The organism is Bradyrhizobium sp. WYCCWR15520, from assembly GCF_056174665.1.
The window spans coordinates 1-17,572 of record NZ_JBWBWM010000054.1; the positions used below are offsets into that span (position 1 = coordinate 1).

The 17,572-nt window shown below is 62.0% G+C and carries 13 protein-coding genes and 1 tRNA gene; 2 read left to right on the plus strand and 12 right to left on the minus strand.

Annotated elements, in window-relative coordinates; all coding sequences use genetic code 11:
* Window positions 1-689: 689 nt before the first annotated feature.
* A complete protein-coding gene (locus AC0QUY_RS37510) occupies window positions 690-1,232 on the minus strand; it encodes a disulfide bond formation protein B (protein WP_161850254.1) in 543 nt (180 codons plus the stop codon).
* Window positions 1,233-1,402: 170 nt separating this feature from the next.
* On the opposite strand from AC0QUY_RS37510, the gene AC0QUY_RS37515 reads away from it, so the two are divergent.
* Window positions 1,403-1,487, plus strand: a tRNA-Leu gene (locus AC0QUY_RS37515).
* Between the two features lie 234 nt (window positions 1,488-1,721).
* On the opposite strand, the gene AC0QUY_RS37520 is transcribed toward AC0QUY_RS37515, so the two are convergent.
* Complete coding sequence (locus tag AC0QUY_RS37520; RefSeq protein WP_475391012.1) at window positions 1,722-1,910, minus strand: hypothetical protein; 189 nt, start codon at window positions 1,908-1,910, stop codon at window positions 1,722-1,724.
* Between the two features lie 336 nt (window positions 1,911-2,246).
* Between AC0QUY_RS37520 and AC0QUY_RS37525 the strand changes: the two genes are divergently transcribed.
* Window positions 2,247-3,881 carry an FAD-binding oxidoreductase gene (locus AC0QUY_RS37525; RefSeq protein ID WP_475391014.1) on the plus strand — a complete coding sequence of 545 codons (1,635 nt, stop codon included), beginning with the start codon at window positions 2,247-2,249 and terminating at the stop codon, window positions 3,879-3,881.
* A gap of 166 nt (window positions 3,882-4,047) precedes the next feature.
* On the opposite strand, the gene ald is transcribed toward AC0QUY_RS37525, so the two are convergent.
* From ald to AC0QUY_RS37575, 10 genes are all read right to left on the minus strand, one after another.
* Window positions 4,048-5,160, minus strand: coding sequence for an alanine dehydrogenase (gene ald / locus AC0QUY_RS37530; RefSeq protein WP_475391016.1), 1,113 nt, complete (start codon window positions 5,158-5,160; stop codon window positions 4,048-4,050).
* Between the two features lie 385 nt (window positions 5,161-5,545).
* Complete coding sequence (locus tag AC0QUY_RS37535) at window positions 5,546-7,003, minus strand: aldehyde dehydrogenase family protein (protein ID WP_475391018.1); 1,458 nt, start codon at window positions 7,001-7,003, stop codon at window positions 5,546-5,548.
* The gene (locus tag AC0QUY_RS37540; protein WP_475391019.1) at window positions 7,000-8,277 is read right to left on the minus strand and encodes an NAD(P)/FAD-dependent oxidoreductase; all 1,278 of its coding nucleotides are present in this window, start codon (window positions 8,275-8,277) and stop codon (window positions 7,000-7,002) included. Before AC0QUY_RS37540 ends, AC0QUY_RS37535 begins: the two co-directional genes overlap by 4 nt.
* Window positions 8,278-8,349: 72 nt before the next feature.
* The gene (locus AC0QUY_RS37545) at window positions 8,350-9,519 is read right to left on the minus strand and encodes an alanine racemase (protein ID WP_475391021.1); all 1,170 of its coding nucleotides are present in this window, start codon (window positions 9,517-9,519) and stop codon (window positions 8,350-8,352) included.
* Between the two features lie 27 nt (window positions 9,520-9,546).
* Window positions 9,547-10,419: a GNAT family N-acetyltransferase gene (locus tag AC0QUY_RS37550; protein ID WP_161850258.1), complete on the minus strand. Its 873-nt coding sequence runs from the start codon at window positions 10,417-10,419 to the stop codon at window positions 9,547-9,549.
* Window positions 10,420-10,600: 181 nt separating this feature from the next.
* A complete protein-coding gene (locus AC0QUY_RS37555) occupies window positions 10,601-11,911 on the minus strand; it encodes an NAD(P)/FAD-dependent oxidoreductase (protein ID WP_475391023.1) in 1,311 nt (436 codons plus the stop codon).
* 63 nt (window positions 11,912-11,974) lie between these two features.
* On the minus strand, window positions 11,975-12,853 hold the full coding sequence (locus AC0QUY_RS37560) for an ABC transporter permease (RefSeq protein ID WP_475391025.1): 879 nt from the start codon (window positions 12,851-12,853) through the stop codon (window positions 11,975-11,977).
* Between the two features lie 38 nt (window positions 12,854-12,891).
* Window positions 12,892-13,842, minus strand: coding sequence for an ABC transporter permease (locus AC0QUY_RS37565; RefSeq protein ID WP_475391027.1), 951 nt, complete (start codon window positions 13,840-13,842; stop codon window positions 12,892-12,894).
* Window positions 13,843-13,914: 72 nt separating this feature from the next.
* Window positions 13,915-15,582: a peptide ABC transporter substrate-binding protein gene (locus AC0QUY_RS37570; protein ID WP_161850262.1), complete on the minus strand. Its 1,668-nt coding sequence runs from the start codon at window positions 15,580-15,582 to the stop codon at window positions 13,915-13,917.
* Window positions 15,579-17,270, minus strand: coding sequence for an ABC transporter ATP-binding protein (locus tag AC0QUY_RS37575; protein WP_475391029.1), 1,692 nt, complete (start codon window positions 17,268-17,270; stop codon window positions 15,579-15,581). The genes AC0QUY_RS37570 and AC0QUY_RS37575 overlap by 4 nt, the downstream gene beginning before the upstream one ends.
* Window positions 17,271-17,572 lie beyond the last annotated feature (302 nt).

A 17,572-nucleotide genomic window follows, 5' to 3' on the forward strand; every position in this document is an offset into this window, starting at 1 on the left:
GACACAGGCTCGGTCGCCTTTGGGCGCAACGGGCTCAGTTCCAGCAACGGGCGGTTGGTGCGCAACCGCCCGTTCGCACATTCTGACAGATTTCCTGGACACAAGGGCGCAGGGAAGACCGGGTGCTTGCTGCACCCGAGGTCTCGTGTGCCGTTGCGCATAGAGAAAAACGCACACGAGCATACAGGTACAGCGGGAGCATTCCGGCCTTCCCTGCGCAATGGCTTTACGGCTTACTTCGTGCTCTTCCCGGAGAACGGCTCTTTTGCCTCCGTCGCCCTTGAGAAGCTTCGCTTCTTAAGAACTTAACGCCAGCACCGCGGCGTCCGAACCACACGACTTCGCCGTACGCCTCACGTCACGTACGTCGTCGTGACATCAGCGTCCACCGCATCTCACCGCGCGTTCGTGACGATGGCCAACGCCCCTCATCTGCCGTGAGACAAGCGGAGTTATGCCGGTGATTTGCTCTCGAAGTTAAGCGGAATATTTTTGCTTCCCGGGCTTGACACGATTTCTGAAAATCAGAATTGAGTTGCCCGACAAGTCGATTTTTCAGCTCACTGCATCCACGTCGTCATTGCGAGCGGAGCGAAGCAATCCATAGCGCCGGCTGCTGAAGCATGGATTGCTTCGCGGAGCCCGTCATCGGGCGCGCGCGACCAGTTGGCTTTGCTCACCCTACGAAGCTACGAAGCTGTCCGCTTCGCCGCGACGATGCCCCACAGGGCGATCAGCGCCATCAACATCGAGATCAGAACGTTGTAGCCGGCGAGCGAGAGCCCGAGGAAACGCCACTGCACCTCGTCGCAGCGGATCACTTTCACCGTATCGAGCCGCTGCAGCAGCGTGCCGGCGTTGCCGAGATCGGCCAGGGGGCCGGAGCAATCGGTCGGGCCCTGCCAGAATTGCCATTCGACGCCGGCGTGATAGCCGCCGAGCCAGGCATTGGCCAGCGCCGCGAGCAGAAGCGCCGCGAAGCCGGCCACCACTACCTGCCGCGGCGCCCCGCGCGAGGCGGCAAACGCCACCAGGAGGCCGAGCGGGACCGCCAGATAATAGGCATAGCGCTGTTCGAGACAGAGCGGACAGGGGCGGATATCCAGCACGAGCTCGAAGAACCAGGCCCCCGCCAGCGTTGCGGCGGCGACCACGGCCACCGCCAGCGCCGCAATGACCGCCGGATCGGCGGCACGGCGCACGGGCGGTGAATGGGTGGCGGCTGATGTCACGGACGTTCTCCGGAGCACAATTAGTGCTCAAACAGGCAACAGCGTCCTATCCCGCCGCTAGCGGCCTGTCGAGACAGGTCAATGTCACATCCGCGCGGGTTGACCCGCAAGCGCCGCCCGCTATATTCCGCCGGCTTCGCCGCACCGGCCCCTTCGGCCCGCGACCGAAGGCCCCTGTGGCGGAACTGGTAGACGCGCTCGACTCAAAATCGAGTTCCGCAAGGAGTGCTGGTTCGATTCCGGCCAGGGGCACCAGAACGAAAATAGCAATAATAACAATAGTTTAATCGATTGGTTCGATTCCGAATTTCCCGGGAAACTTTTCGCGATACATTGAAAACACAAGCAAAAATTCGCTCCAGCTGTCCGTTTTGTTGGCATTTTTGTTGGTATCGCGAAACCAAACGTTCGCCGGAGGATTTGGATATTCCGAACAAGGGGCCGGCATGCCCCGTTCACCACTTTTCGCGTGACGTTCGGACGTCAACCTCAAATGACCAACCCCCGAGGTGGCTGGCCATAGAGGAACGCGAACGCGTTCACGATTGCTTCGATGCTGATCAGGCTTTCTTCCCGGCTGGCTGCGTCGGGGAAGCGTTTGAAGATTTTGTCCCCGGCGATTGCGCCATCGACGATGACATGACCGACGTGGATTCCATCCTCGGCGTATTCCTTCATGGCCTGCGCGAGCGTTCGAAGCCCCTTCGCTGAGTTGAGCGCGGCATAGTTCGGCCTGCCGCGAAGCGATGCGCAGTAAAGAGGATCGTGCCTCTTTTCTTTGGCGGCACGCGAGGGATTGCCTCCCGGCCGAACAGAAAAGCCGCCAAAGCAAACGATACGCCAGGCTACAGAAGAGAGGTGTGGCGTAGCGTGGCGGAGAGAGTGTCAGTCAATCCCCGTTGACATCTAAGCAGTCTTACATTCCAGCACGTGGCTACCTACGGTCCTGGCTACCGGAGTCGGCGACCTGGCGAACTGGCGACGCCACTTCGGCCGCTAGACTGGCTAGCCCCGATGGATTGCTCGACAACTCATCGACTGCTCCTGGGAAGTACGGCCCCGCATTGGAGACCTTGGACGAGGTTGCAATGGCGCAAACTGCCGACAATCCTGGCATTTCGGCATTGGCGTCTTCGAAACCGCCACCGAACGGCAAGCAATGCCGTGCAAACCCGCAAAGATGACCCGATGCCAATCGGGAGCCGAAGCATGTCCCAGTCAGTACACGTTCGGGCCTTTCGCAACCTTCTGGGCGGCGGGGGCGTTGTTGACGACCCAGAGCGGATCGCTGCCTACACAACGGATCAACGCCAGCTCTTCACGGGATCGACGTTTGCCGTGCTGAAGCCGGCGACGACGAAGCAGGTCGCCGATATCGTGCGGTTGGCAGCGCACCTGGGCATCGGAATCGTTCCGCAGGGCGGCAACACCAGCTACTGCGGCGGCGCGACGCCGGATGCCTCCGGACGGCAGATCATCGTAAGCCTGGAGCGGATGGACAAGATCCGCGAAATCGACCCGGTCTCCATGACCATCGCTGTCGATGCCGGCGCCATCCTGAAGAACGTACAGGACACCGCGGCGGACGTCGGACTTCTATTGCCGCTCAGCCTCGGCGCGGAAGGCAGTTGCCGGATCGGCGGCAACATCGGCACGAACGCCGGCGGACTGTCCGTCATCAGGTACGGGATGACCCGCGATCTGCTCCTCGGAATCGAGGCAGTGCTTTCGGATGGCACCGTGGTCTCCGACATGCGCAAGCTGCGGAAGAACAATACCGGCTACGACGTCAAACAGTGTTTCGTTGGAAGCGAGGGTACTCTCGGCATCGTCACTGGCGCAGTGTTGCGTCTCGCGCCCTTGCCGACTCGCCGCGCGACCGCATGGCTGATGCTTGCGAGGGACGCAGCGCTCGCTGAGCTTCTTGCACTGGTCCGTCGCGAATCCACTGACCTGCTGACCACGTTCGAATTTATGACGGCCCGATCGATCGCGCTCGCGACCGCAGCCATGACCGACCCGCCCGGCCTTCGCGCCGGCTCCGGGTGCGCCGTCCTCGTCGAGTTCGCCTCTTCCTCACGCCATCTCGATCTCGACGAACTGATGCAAGCCGTTCTCGCGGAGGCGATCGAGGCCGGATGGATCGAGGACGCGTTCCTGGCGCAGAGCGGATCACAGCGGACCGCGATGTGGCAGGTCCGCGAGGCTATCCCCGAGGGCGAGAAGCGCCGAAACGGATCGGTCAAGCACGACATTTCCGTACCGCTTTCTTCCATTCGGCGCTTTCTGGATTTAGCAGACACACAGGTGCGGTCGTATGACGCCGACCTTGAGCTGTCCGTCTATGGACACATCGGCGACGGCAATCTGCACTACAACGTGCTCGTTCCTCCCGACGCCGACCGTATGGAGTTCACCAGGCGGATCGAAAGCAGCCTGTCGCTGCAACTCTACGACACGGCCGCGGCGCTCGGCGGCACGTTCAGCGCAGAGCACGGCGTCGGTCGGTTCAAGAAGCACCTTCTGGAGCGGTACGGCGATGTCGGCCGCATCGCCGCGATGCACCGTATCAAGACCGCCTTTGATCCTGCGGATATCATGAACGCCGGCGCGATCGTTCGCCCTTTGGGGAAGGATTTCACCTCCTGAACGATCTGGCGGCCAGCTAGCGGATGCTTTCCCCCAGGCCAATCGGTACATCTCCGGCCGAGGCACCCCGATGATCCAAATCGCCTTGTGCTTGAAAAAAGAGCCACTCCGAAGGAGTGGCTCAAGTCGGGGAGGAAACGTCCCCGTAGGGACTGCTGCAATCGGATCAGGCCGCAACCTGTTCGATTGATGAACATGGCAGGCCGAGACTCTCCGCCACGGCCTTGGAGGTTAGCCGCCCGCGATGGACGTTCAGCCCCGCACGCAGATGAGGGTTTTCGAGCATGGCTGCGAATCCCTTGTTGGCGAGGGCCAACCCAAATGGCAGCGTGGCGTTATTCAATGCCTGACTCGATGTCAGCGGCACAGCTCCCGGCATGTTGGCGACGCAATAATGGATGACGCCATCCACCTCGTAAGTCGGATCGGCGTGCGTCGTAGGACGCGATGTCTCGAAGCAGCCCCCCTGGTCGATAGCTACGTCCACGATCACGGCTCCCTTGCGCATCGAGCCCAACATGCCGCGGCTGACAAGTTTCGGCGCGCTAGCACCTGGAACGAGCACTGCGCCAATGACGACGTCTGCGGCAAATACCTCGTTCTCGAGGACGTCTATCGTCGAGAACCTGGTACGAACACGCCCTCCGAACAACTCATCCAGTTCACGAAGCCGCGGTATCGAGCGGTCGAGAATCGTGACCTCGGCGCCCAGGCCTACCGCCATGCGTGCTGCATGCGTACCGACGACCCCGCCTCCGAGCACCACGACCCTCGCCGGTTGAACGCCCGGAACGCCGCCCATCAAGAGGCCTCGCCCACCGGCATGTCGCCTGAGGGCCGCACCGGCAGCTTCGATCGCCAGCCGACCCGCGACCTCGCTCATGGGCGCAAGCAACGGAAGTCCGCCCTGTGCATCAGTCACGGTTTCGTAGGCAACCGCCGTGCATCCGGACGTCAGCAGACCCTTTGCCTGTTCTGGGTCGGGTGCCAGATGGAGATAGGTGAACAGGATCTGGTTCTCTCGGAGCAGCGTCCATTCTGAAGGCTGGGGCTCCTTTACCTTCACGATCATGTCGCTCGATGCAAATACGTCGCGCGCTGAGTCCAGAATCGTTGCGCCAGCCCTGCGATAGTCGTCGTCCGTCGCGCCGACGCCGGCGCCTGCGTCGGTCTCGACGATAACGCCATGGCCTGCCACCACATATTCCCTGACAGCTCCAGGCGTTAGGCCTACGCGATATTCATGCGTCTTGATTTCCTTGGGCACACCAATTTTCACCGGCAACCTCCTTCGGGCAAGCTTGCGAAGCGGAACGCGAAATCGTGCAGAGCTTCAGCAACACCTAATGAGACAGCGCATGATCCAAGGACATTGCAATATCCATTTGACGACCTTAACGCTGACTACAAGGTATCTCGGGTCCGGCCGCATTGCGCAGTCGAAGTGAAGCAAAGTTCGGCACGATGTTGCATTGAAGATGCGTTAGAAGAAGTAATGTGCCGTGGGCCGCACGCTCTCGCAGCCATCGCATTTGCCCGGCCGCGGACATCCCTTCTTGATCTTCTGATTTCGGCGACGCCGGATCAGGCGCTGAAGGCACTACGCAATCTGCTGGAACGTGCCGCCAAATGCGGCACACGAAGACTTCATGCACTGTGGCGTTTCAGCGATAGAATCCGAGAACAGCCTTCGTCTCGAGATATTCCTCCATACCCTCCAAGCCGTATTCCCGGCCGTTGCCGGAACGCTTGTATCCGCCAAAAGGTGCATTGGGGTCCCAGTCGGGATGATTGAGATGTACTTGACCCGACCGGATCTGCCCCGCGACCGCCCGCACTGTCTCCATGTCCGTGCCCTGCACATGCGCCCCGAGCCCGTACACGGTATCGTTGGCAATCTCGATCGCCTCCTCCACTGTGTCGTAGGGAATGATCGACAGCACAGGGCCGAAGATCTCCTCCTGCGCGATCCTCATGTCACGATGGACGTTCGAAAAGATCGTCGGCCGCGCATAGAGCCCGATCCGCAGGTTGTCCGGCCGACCTCGCCCGCCGATGACGAGCTTGGCGCCTTCCTCCAGGCCGACACCGATCATGGCCTGAACTCGCTCGAACTGTGCCCGGTTGGCGATCGGACCATGGGTCGTGCTTTCCGCCACGGGATCGCCGACCACCATTTCGGAAGTAGCCGCCGCAGCGAGAACCTCGACCTCCGCCATCTGTGAGCGGGACACAAGCATGCGCGTCGGCGCGCTACAGGATTGGCCGAGATTGCGGAAGGCGGCGGCGACGCCGAGCGGGACAGCACGACTCAAATCGCCATCCGGCAAAATGATGTTCGGCGACTTGCCGCCGAGTTCCTGGGCGACGCGCTTGACGGTGGGCGCCGCCGCTTGCGCGACGAGGACCCCCGCCCGCGTCGAGCCGGTGATCGAGATCATGTCGACTTGCGGATGCGACGCCAGAGCGGCGCCCACGATTGGGCCTGTCCCGTTGACGAGGTTGAATACGCCGGGCGGACAGCCGGCGTCGTCCATCACCTCGGCGAACAGCAAGGCACTCAGCGGCGACAGCTCGCTGGGCTTCAACACCACAGTGCAACCGGCCGCGAGCGCCGGACCGACCTTGGCCGTGATCTGATAAAGAGGCCAGTTCCACGGCGTGATGAGGCCGCAGACGCCGATCGCCTCGTGCATGATTGCGGTGCTGCCGCGCGGGGTGATGAACGGATAGGTCGCGAGATTGTCGCGGGCGACACGGATATGTTCGGCGGCCAGCGGCACTTGGGCCTGGCGCGCGTAGGTGATGGCGGCTCCCATCTCGCATGTGAGTGCCTGCGCAAACATCTCCAGCCGCGCGAGCAGCAAACCATGGATGCGATCGAGCAGCGCCGCCCTCTCAGCGGGTGGCGCAATGGACCAACCGGCGAAGGCTTGTCTGGCGGCGGCGACGGCGCAGTCCACATCGTCGGCATCGCCGAGAGCGACTTCGGCGATCGGCTGCTCGGTGGCCGGATTAACGACGCTCGCCGCGGCCGATCCGATCGGCTTCCGCCATTCTCCGTCGATGTAGAATTTGCCGACGAAGCCGGCTTCCGACAGGTATCGAACCGGCGACATCATTGGAAGCGGTCCTTGATCCGGTAGTAGGCGCCAACCAGGGGGAGGAACCAGGGAGGACCGAGATGACCCGGAATGGCCGGCCAGGCAAAGTCTTTCCAGGGATTGAGCTCGGCGCGCCCATCCATGACCTCGGCCATGATCGTCCCCATCAGGGTCGACATCTGGGTGCCGTGGCCGCTGTAGCCCATGGAATAGTAGATGCCGTTGCGTTCGCCGGCGCGCGGCAGTCGGTCCCGCGTCATGTCGACCATTCCGCCCCAGCAGTAATCGATCCGCACGCTGCGAAGCTCGGGAAAGACATCGTGCAGCGCGGCCTGAAGGATCGCGCCGCTTTTTTCGTCTGACGCCGGATTGGAGATCGCGAAGCGCGCGCGTCCACCGAACAGCAGCCGGTTATCGGGCGTTGTTCGGAAGTAGTTGACCAGGTTCTTGGTATCGACCGCCATTCGGCGACGTGGAAGAAGCCGAGCGAGTGTTGCGCTCGGCAAGGGCTCGGTCACGATCAGGAAGGCCCCGACCGGCACAATCCGGCGTCGAATCCAACCCAGCGGTCCTGTCTGCGAGATGCCGCTCGCGAGCAGAACCTGCGAGGCCCGTAACCGGCCCTTGGATGTCTCGATCTCGTGGCCTCCACCGGCGGCGGGTCGAAGACCGGTCATCGGCGTCTGCTCGTGGATCTCGACGCCGCGCCGCGCCGCCGCTTCTGCAAGGCCGCGGACGAAGCGTCCGACATGCATGCCCGCGCTCTTGCGGTAGATCAGCCCGCCGTAATAGCGCTTCGATCCCACCTCGCCGGCGAGATCAGAACGGCTCACCATCATCGTGTCGGGATCGACATTGGCGGCGAGCAATTCCTGGCTGCGCGCCAGCTTGTCATAGTGCTCAGGCCGCGCCGCAAGCTTGATCTTGCCGACGCGCGCGAAGCTGCAGTCGATCTTCTCTTCGGCCACCAGACGCTCGACCGTATCAACGCCAGCGTCGAAGGCCCGATAGAGCCGGTCGGCGACGTCCTTGCCGAGCTTGGCCGAGAGCGTGCCGTAGTCCTGAGCGAACCCGTTGTTGCACATCCCGCCGTTTCGGCCGGACGCAGCGTGCCCGATTGTCTCGGCTTCGAGCAGCACGACGCGTGCGCCCTTCTTGGCGAGCGCCAGCGCGGCAGAAGAGCCCGTCAGCCCGCCACCGATCACTGCGACGTCGCAGGTGCCCTGCACCGGCCCCGCGGCGGCGCTTGTGAATGGCTGCGATGTGTCCAACCAGTAGGATGTGAGCTTCATATCGACCTCTGATTCTCGCGATCTGAATGCTGGGCATCCGCAAATCGTGACGGCGCAACTCTGTTTGACAACCTACCAGCCGCGCATTCGCGGCCACTGAGCTTCGATTGTGTCGCTCCCGGCGGAGACGACGTTGTACATCTCGTGTTGCGACGCCGTCGCGCAGGCGTGATTGGGCAGAATCCTGACTTTCGCGCCGATAGGAAGATCCGGCAAAGCTTCGGCAGATCCGGACCTGATGGCGAGGATGCCGTGCTCCTGGCTCGCCTGCGCGACGATGAGGTCGGGATAGATCTTGCCGGACAAATCGCAGACGAGGCCGTAACCTTGGTCGATCCGCTGCGCCGCGGTGCCGCGATCGCGTGACAGGGCCATCCAGCCGGCATCGACCAGAATCCAGCCCTTCTCCGGCTTCGTGCCGATCACGGTGGCGAGCACCGAAATCGCGATATCGTCGGTCGTGCAAACACCGACACCGAGCATCACTAGATCGAAGAACATGTAGACGCCCGCCCGCATCTCCGTAACGCCGGTCAGGTCTTCGGCAAAATGAGCAGTCGGCGTCGAACCGACGCTCACGACAGGGCATTCATGCCCCGCCGTGCGCAAGACCTCCGCCGCGGCGACCGCCACCGCTCTCTCATTCTCCGCAGCCGCGACAAGGGCCTCGGGCGTGCAGAGGCCGTAGGATTCGCCGGCATGGGTGAGGATGCCGGCGAGATTGACACCGGCCTCGACCAGGGCGGCCGCGACGACGATGAGTTTGGGATCGGCCGGGGTCAGCCCGCCGCGATGACCGTCGCAGTCGATCTCGATGAAGGCGGACGGCGCCACACCCGCGATGCGACCGGCCACGCCGAGCATCGTCGCCTGTTCGGCCGAATCGAGCAGCACCTTGAGGTCGATGCCTACTTTCCGTAGACGCATTGCTCTGTCGGCGGCGTGCGGTGCCAGACCCACGGCATAGGTCATGTCCCGGAAACCATGCCGTGCAAAGTACTCGGCCTCCGCCAAAGTGGAGACAGTAATTGGCCCCAACCCGGACCAATAGGCGCGCCGGGCGACGTCAATGGATTTTCCGGTTTTCATATGGGGACGCAGCACGACGCCTCGCGCGGCCATACGAGAGGACAGACGGGCGAGATTGCGATCGAGCCGGTCTTTGTCGAGCAGGAGAGCCGGAGTTGCCAACGTCCCCACCGTTGCGGCTGTCTCGCCGTTCTGGATATTTGGTCCGCGCATCTCCTGCCCTAGCACTTCGCTCTCCCCCTAGCCGAACGACTGGTTGGCGATCGCAAAGGTCCGCGCTGGTCCGGTCGACAGCGGCGGCGTTCCCAGAACCATGGTCGTGGCATCTCCGACCTGCTGCAGACCGATGCCTTCGAGCCACTCTCCGAGCTGCGATGAGGCAGAGGTGTCGATCCGGACGAAAGCACGCCCGAGAGCTGCGAGCGCAGCTTCGATCAGCGCACGTGCATCGGTCGGGCTCTCGGCCACGACAGGACCGATGACATGCCCGCGGCCGAAATGGCGGGAGATGGCGTAGCCGCGAGGCATGCCGTCACGCAGCAGGACATAACCGTCACCGCTCTGGACGAGCCGATCCAGTAGCCGACGCCTCTCCCAACCCGTGGCCTGCCGATCGAGACGTGCGATCGTCTCGAGATCCGATGCAGCCATTGCCCTGACGAGGCACGACTGTGGCGCCTCATGGCATTCCCCGGGAATTCCCTGATGCTGGTGGATTATCCCGATAGGGACGAAGCCGCGGCGCTGGTAGAGCGTGAAGCCTTCGGCCGTCGAATTCAGCACGATGGTTCGGGGATAGGCTGACGCCAGCAACGCATCCATAAGCCGCGCACCATAACCGTGGCCCTGAGCGGCTTTGGCGACGATGATCATCCCGGCTGAAGCATGGGTCTCGCCGTAGGGCCACCAGCCCGCGGTCCCAATCACCACACCGGCGCGCTGCAGAACAAAGCCCCGACCCAACTGCTGCGCGACTTCCCAATCCTCGATCCGATAGGGCCAGGACATCTCTTGCGAGAGCTTTAGGGCGCCTTCCAGATGCGCTTTCGCGAAAGGAACCAGGACCACGTCTTCATTGTCGTGATCTGCGGCCTGGTGAGCTGCGTTTGTCATGATCGGTCAACGTCTCTTCCTCGGGTTGCCGGGCTACTCGCCAGTGCCCGGCGGGCGAGGGCCTCCGACGATCCTCGCATGTCAGCAACGTACCTTGGGCCCGACAGCATTGCGCAATCAGACTAGAGCGAAGTTCGGCAGAGTATTTCATTGATGGTGCGCCAGAACGACCGATCTGCTGTCAGCGGCTGGCGCGCCACAGCGCGATCCGATCACGCATCCGATAGCCCTGGATGAAGGCAGGCATGAACCACGGATTGCCTCGATAGAACGGGATGAAAGCCGGCGGCCGGAAGTCGAAGGCAGTGCGCGCCCGCTCGTCGTGCCCCATGAGCTTGTGGGCCGCATGCATGCCGATCCACGGCGCCCAGACCACGCCCGAACCGCAGAAGCCGGTGGCATAGACGATGCCGTCCTTCTCGAAGATGCGAGGAATCATGTCACGGTTCATGGCCACATTGCCGAACCAGCTGTGCGAGAGCCGAACGTCCTCCAGTTCCGGAAATAGATTGACCAGGCCCTTGAGTAGAAGGAGCTTCGGAGCCACCGGATTGCCGACGCGGGAGCTGTCGCGGCCACCGAGCAAGATGCGTTTGCCGTCGGGTGAAGGTCGGTAATAGAAGCCGACCTCTCGATTCTCGGTGATCATCATGCGTTTCGGCATCAGCCGCGCCATGACTTCGGGCGCGAGCTCCTCGGTTGCAATGATCCGGCTGCGGACCGGGACCAGCCTGCGGCGCAGGAAGGGCACAGCCCCATCGGTGTACCCGTTCGTACAAACCAGCACCTGACGCGCCTGCACCGAGCCGGCTGCGGTCACGACGCGGAATCCGGAGCCATCTCTCTCTATCGAGACGACCGGTGTTCGCGCGTGGACGGTCAACCCCGAAGCGAGCGCCACCCGCAAGAGTTCGGCGTGGAATTTCGCCGGGTGCAGCCCACCGATGTCCATCCGAACCGTGCCGCCGCGGTAGACGTCGGTGCCGATATAACTGCGTTGCTCAGCATAAGGAACTGCATAAGCCTCGATCCCAAGTTTCTTTGCCAGTCTCTCCGCGCTGCGCGCCATCGTTTCGTATTGTTCATAGCCGAAGGCGCCTTTGAACTGCCCCACCGGCTGGAAGTCGCATGCGAGCCCTTCCGTCTTGATAAAATCGTACAGGAATTCGCGTGCCGTCTTGCCTTCCGCCTCGATCGCCAGCGCCTTCTCTTCACCGAACCGTCGCGTGAGCGTCGCGTAATCCGGCCGAATTGTTCCGCTCGTGATTCCACCGTTGCGCGTCGAAGCTCCCTCCCCTGGATCCATTGCATCAAAGGCAGCTACCGAACGTCCTTCGCGCGCCAGCACCAACCCGGCCGAGAGCCCGGCATAGCCCGCGCCCACGATCAGCACGTCGAGTTTCTTGGGCAACGGTTGCTGAGGTAGCGGCTTGAGCGGGGCGGCTTCCCACCAATAGGGCGTAGCCTTCTCGGCGACTCGCGGCGCGTGCATGTCGTTTGCTCCTCCTACTGCAGGCGTGGCTTGGCGCCGCGCCTCGGTCGCGCTGGCTCGGGCTCAAATGTGGTCGTCTCGAACGTCGAGGGCATCTCGCAGGCCGTCGCCGATGAAGTTGAAGCTCGTCACCGCAATCGTAATCGCGGCACCGGGGATGATGGCGAGCCACGGAGCGCTGGCCAGATATTGCTGGGCGCCATTGAGCATGTTGCCCCAGCTCGGCATCGGCGGCTGGATTCCGTAGCCGAGGAAGCTGATATAGGCTTCCAGAAGAATCGCGCGGGCGACCGCCAGGCTCGCGGCGACGATGATTGGGCCCATCGCATTGGGCAGGATCTCGCGGAACATGATATGCCTTCGGCTAAGTCCCACCATGCGCGCAGCCTGGACAAACTCGCGCTCCCGCAGCGAACGGACCTCGGCCTCGACGATTCTGGCGGTCTCCATCCAACTCGTGACAGCAATGATCACGGTGATCATAACCGGGCTGGGCCGCAGCGTTGCGGCCAGCGCCAGGACGAGGAAGATCGAGGGATAGGAAAGGAAGCCGTCCACCGTGCGCATCAGCGCCGCCCCGACCCAGCCGCCCCGATAGCCCGCCGTCACGCCGACCAGCGTGCCGATCAACGTCGACAGCAGCATCGCCGAGAATCCCACCAGCAGCGAGACGCGCCCGGCCATCAATAGCCGCGCCGCCAAATCGCGCCCTAGCGGGTCGGTGCCGAAGTAGTGATTACCGCTGAGAGGTGGAGCAAAGCGGGCGCGCAGATCGATTTGGAGCGAGTCGTATGGCAACACATAGGGACCGATGGCGCACGCTAACACAAGCAGGGTGATCATCGCGATCCCCACGAGTGCCAGATGATGGCGCATGAAGCGGTACACCGCACGGCTGTGCCACCAGCGGGTTGGAGTTGCGTGCACGGCAATGGCGGTCATGTCTGCTGTCTCCTGTAAACAGGCGTGAGTCGTCGGCCTCAGCCCAGGCGGATGCGCGGGTCGACGATAGCGATGACGATGTCTGCGATCAGGTTGCCCAACACGACCAGGATGGCCGAGAATATCAGTAGGCCCATTACGACCGGATAGTCGCTATAACCGAGGCTATCGAGAAACAACCGACCCATTCCCGGCCAAGTGAAGACCGTCTCGGTAACCAATGCGCCGGTCAGAATGCTGGGCAATTGCATCCCCGCCAGCGTGATCATCGGCAACAGCGCATTGCCGACCACATGCTTCAGCAAAATGCGGCGCTCGCTTACGCCCTTGGCACGAGCCGTCTTGATGAAATCCTGGCTTAGCGCATCGAGTGTCGCCGTGCGCATGTAACGGCTCCAGATCGCGACATGAACCAGCGACAGCACTAAGCTTGGCAAGATCAGGTGATGCAGATAGTCCAGCACCGAGCCGTCGCCGATCGTGTACATGTTGCCTGCAGGTACCCAACCGAGTTTCAGCGTGAAGATGTAGATGCCGATGAGGCCGAACCAGAAAGTCGGGACCGACAGCGCGACCATGGCACCGACCGTCGCGCAATAGTCGAAGAGAGAATAGCGGTGGGTGGCACCGCGGATGCCGATCCAGGAACCAATCGCGATCGCCAATGCAGTGGACGTCCCCATGAGCAGCAGCGTCGCCGACAGATGCCGACCAATCACCGCCAGCACCGAAGAGCCATCGCGGAAGGAGTGTCCCCAGTCGCCCTGAACCAACCGCCAAGCCCAGTCGAGGTACTGAATCCACAGCGGCCGGTTCAGCCCTAGCTGCTCTGCAAGTCGCTCCACGTCCTTCTGGGTCATGCCGGGATCGAGCCCGAATTGCGCAAGAGGACCGCCCGGCATGAGATTGAGAACCGTGAAGCCGATGATCGAGACGATCACCAGCAGCACGATGCTCTGCGAGAGACGATTGAGCAGGAATCCCGACATTCGAATCTCCATTCTGCCTTGATAGTGCCAGTCGGTCGCCGCCCGGCTATGCCGGCCTCGGGCGTCGGTACGTCAACTCGCCCAATGCCACGCCACCGCGTTCCAGGATTCCGTGCGCGTGTTGCCGTTTGGCACGACGCCCGAAATCCCCTTCTTTTGACCCTGGACCGCATTGCTCTGGTACAGCGGAAGGAAGGGCAGGTCCCGACGGACAAGCTCTTGAACGCGATGATAGATCGCGCGCCGCGCGTCCGGATCGAAGGTGCGGGCTCCCTTGTCGAGCAACGCATCGACTTCCGGATTGGCGTACTGCGCATTGTTCGAACCACGCCCGCCCTTTGCTGCGATCGAACGCGAGTGAAGGCGATTGGTAACATCCGGGTCGGCCCCGATCAGATACGTGCTGCCGACTATCACGGAATCGAATTGCGATTGCTGCCAGAACTCGCCCCACATCACGGCGGCAGGCAAGTTCGATATCTTCATCTCGACGCCTAACTGCGCAAATGTCTGCTGAAGGAACTGCTGCGCCTGCTCGCGAAGCGGATCGCCTGACGTGGTCGAGTTGGCGAAGGACAAGCGGACGCCACCTTTGGCGCGAATGCCATCCCGTCCAGGGACCCAGCCGGCCTTGTCGAGTATCTTGCGCGCGCGGTCCAGATTGTACTCGTGTGCCGGCAGGTTGGGGTTGTAGTACAAGGATTGCTTCGGCATGAAGGTCTCCGTCGGCATCGGCACTCCGTAGTAGAGTCCCTGGATGATCGCCTCCTTGTCGATCGCCGCGTAGAGCGCCTCGCGAACAGCAAGTTCCTTGAACTGGGGACGCTCGAGGTTCAGGTAAAAGGACTCGAATGAGGCCCTTGGGACCAGGGTCACAACGCGGTTCGGCAGCGTCTTGGCTTCCCTATAATGGTCAGGGGTAATGTAGGGCTGACCCACGAGATCCACATCGCCGCTCTTGAACTGAGTGTAGAGGACGGTGAGATCGGGAATGTATTTGAAGACCAGCCTCTCGATGTGAGGACCTTCACCGAAATATTCGAGGTTAGCCACGAGCTCAAGATGATCGCCCGGGACCCGCTTGCCCCACTTGAATGCGCCGGTGCCGACCGGGGCCTGATTGAAGGCGGCGTTGCTTGGATTGGCCTCCTTCTCGAGGATGTGCTTGGGGACGATGAAGGTTTCGGTCAGGAACGACAGGTATGGCGCAAAGGCCTCCTCCATTCGCCACGAGATCTCGGTGGGCGAGATCACCGTGATGTCGCGCACGAGCGCATGGCCGGCCGTGCGCCAACTCCGGAAATTGGGATTCATGATCAGTTCGAGGGTGAACTTCACATCCTCGGCGCTGAAAGGCTTGCCGTCATGCCAACGGACATCGTCACGCAAACGAATGCGCCATTTGAGACCGTCCTCCGAAATACCGCCGTTCTTTTGGTTCGGCACTTCCAGGGCAAGGTTGGGCTGAATGACGCCTTGGGGATCGATGCGGAAGAGCGCGTCGAAAACCGAGAAATGCACGCCATCATCGACTTCAATGTGTGCCATCAGCGGATTGAATACAGTCGGCTCTTGACCGAGTCCGACGATCACGCGACCGGTCGGCTTTGCCGTAGAAGTGCGAGCAAGGGCAGGCTTGCCCAAGAGATTTGGCGCGAAGAGGCTGGCAGCTCCGCCGATCGCCACCATTCGCAGAGCATCGCGCCGCGAGTAGTTCGAAGTCGCAGAACGCTTGGTCATAACGTCTCTCCTCCCTTGTGGTGTCCGACGTGGCCTTCATCTTGAGGCATGCTCCCGTGCTGCTCGCCGGGGATCGCTGCCACCAGTTCTCGAGTGTAGGTGGATTTCGGGTTTAGGAAGATTTGGGACGGCGGTCCGCGCTCGACGATCTGGCCTCGATGCATGACGGCGATTTCATCGCAGATCTGGCTGGCGACACGCAGATCATGCGTGATGAAGATCATCGAGACACCTGTCTCTCGCTGGATCTTGTCCAGCAGCTTTAAGATCTGGGCCTGGATCGACACGTCGAGCGCGGAGACCGCTTCGTCGGCGATCAGCAACTTCGGTTTGAACATCAGCGCGCGGGCGATGCCGATGCGTTGGCGCTGCCCGCCGGAGAACTCGTGCGGATAGCGGTCAAAGGCTCCTGAGTCCAAGCCGACATGAGACAGAAGCTCCCGCGCCCGCTCACAAGCCTCGCTATAGGGCATTCCATGCGCGACCGGGCCGACTGTGAGGATGTGCCCAACCGTCGACCGCGGATTGAGCGACGCAAAAGGATCCTGGAAGATCATCTGGATTTTTGGCCGCAGCGACCGAAATTCGGCTTCCGAAAGCCTGGCGATGTCGCGGCCCTCGAACACAATCGAGCCGCTGTCGCACGCCATGAGCTTGATCAGCAGCCGTCCGAGCGATGATTTTCCCGAACCGCTTTCCCCGACAACGCCTAGCGTGCGTCCCGGCGTGAGATCGAACGTCACGCTGTTGACCGCAGGCACGATGCGCCGCTTGCCGAACAGCGCGCTACCGCTGCGGTAGGTTTTTGCGAGGCGTTCAACCTTCAGGATGGACACGCGGTCCGCGGATTGCAAGGGAACACGGTCCTTGCCGGTCAGGTGCGGCACAGCCGCGATCAGGCGTCGCGTATAGAGATGGTTGGGCGACTTTAGGACCTGCTCGGCACTGCCCTGCTCCACGCAACGGCCCTTTTCCATCACCACGACGTAGTCGGCGATTTCCGCTACAACGCCGAAGTCGTGGGTGATGAACATGACGCTCATTCCCTTGCGGCGCTGGATGTCGCGGATCAATTGGAGGATCTGCGCCTGGGTGGTCACGTCCAGCGCGGTGGTCGGCTCGTCAGCGATCAGAATTGCGGGCTCAAGTGCCAGAGCCATGGCGATCATCACCCGCTGCCGCTGCCCACCCGAAAGCCGGAATGGGTACTGGTGATACATGAGCTGCGGATCGGGTAGGCCCACTTCAATCAACAAGTCTATGGCCCGGCTGCGACGGGATTTCGGCGTCCCGACGTCGTGCGCCGCCATCACTTCCTCGATTTGCGCACCGACGGTCATCAGCGGGTTGAGCGCCGAGAGAGGGTCTTGGAAGATCATCGACACGACGCGGCCGCGCAGGCCGCGGAGCTTGTCGGGCGAGAGGCCGACGATGTTGATCCCGTCCAAGTGGATCGCACCTGAAGAAATGCGGATCACCTTCGGCAGAAGTCCCATGATCGCATTGGCGGTGACGGACTTGCCCGATCCAGATTCCCCGATGATACAGAGGATCTGACCGCGCTTCAGATCGAAGGAGATGTTTTCGACGGCGTAGGCCCGCTCCATTCCTCCCGGCAGACTGACGCTCAGGTCGCGCACCGAAAGCGCTACATCGGCCGGGGCTATAGCGTGGATGCCAGAGGCCATAAGAATATCCTCCCCTTTCAACCGAGTTCGGTCATCCCGCTGCGGGCGGAATCTTTGGCTCCTTGCGTCGCCACGCTCCCTGGACAGCTCAACAATTCGCCGCTCAACCTGCCATTCCCTCATCGGAGGCTGCGACATGATTCAGGCCTCCTTGCGCAATAGGCAAGAGCTGCTGCTCAGACTGCAGCGCCGGCCGAATCGGCTACCTCCATCGAGTCGAAGCTCACAGTGCGTCGCCCTCATGGCTTGATCGCTTCCGTGAAGGTCTGTTCCTGGAAGGCTCATGCAGTTTGCCTCTACGG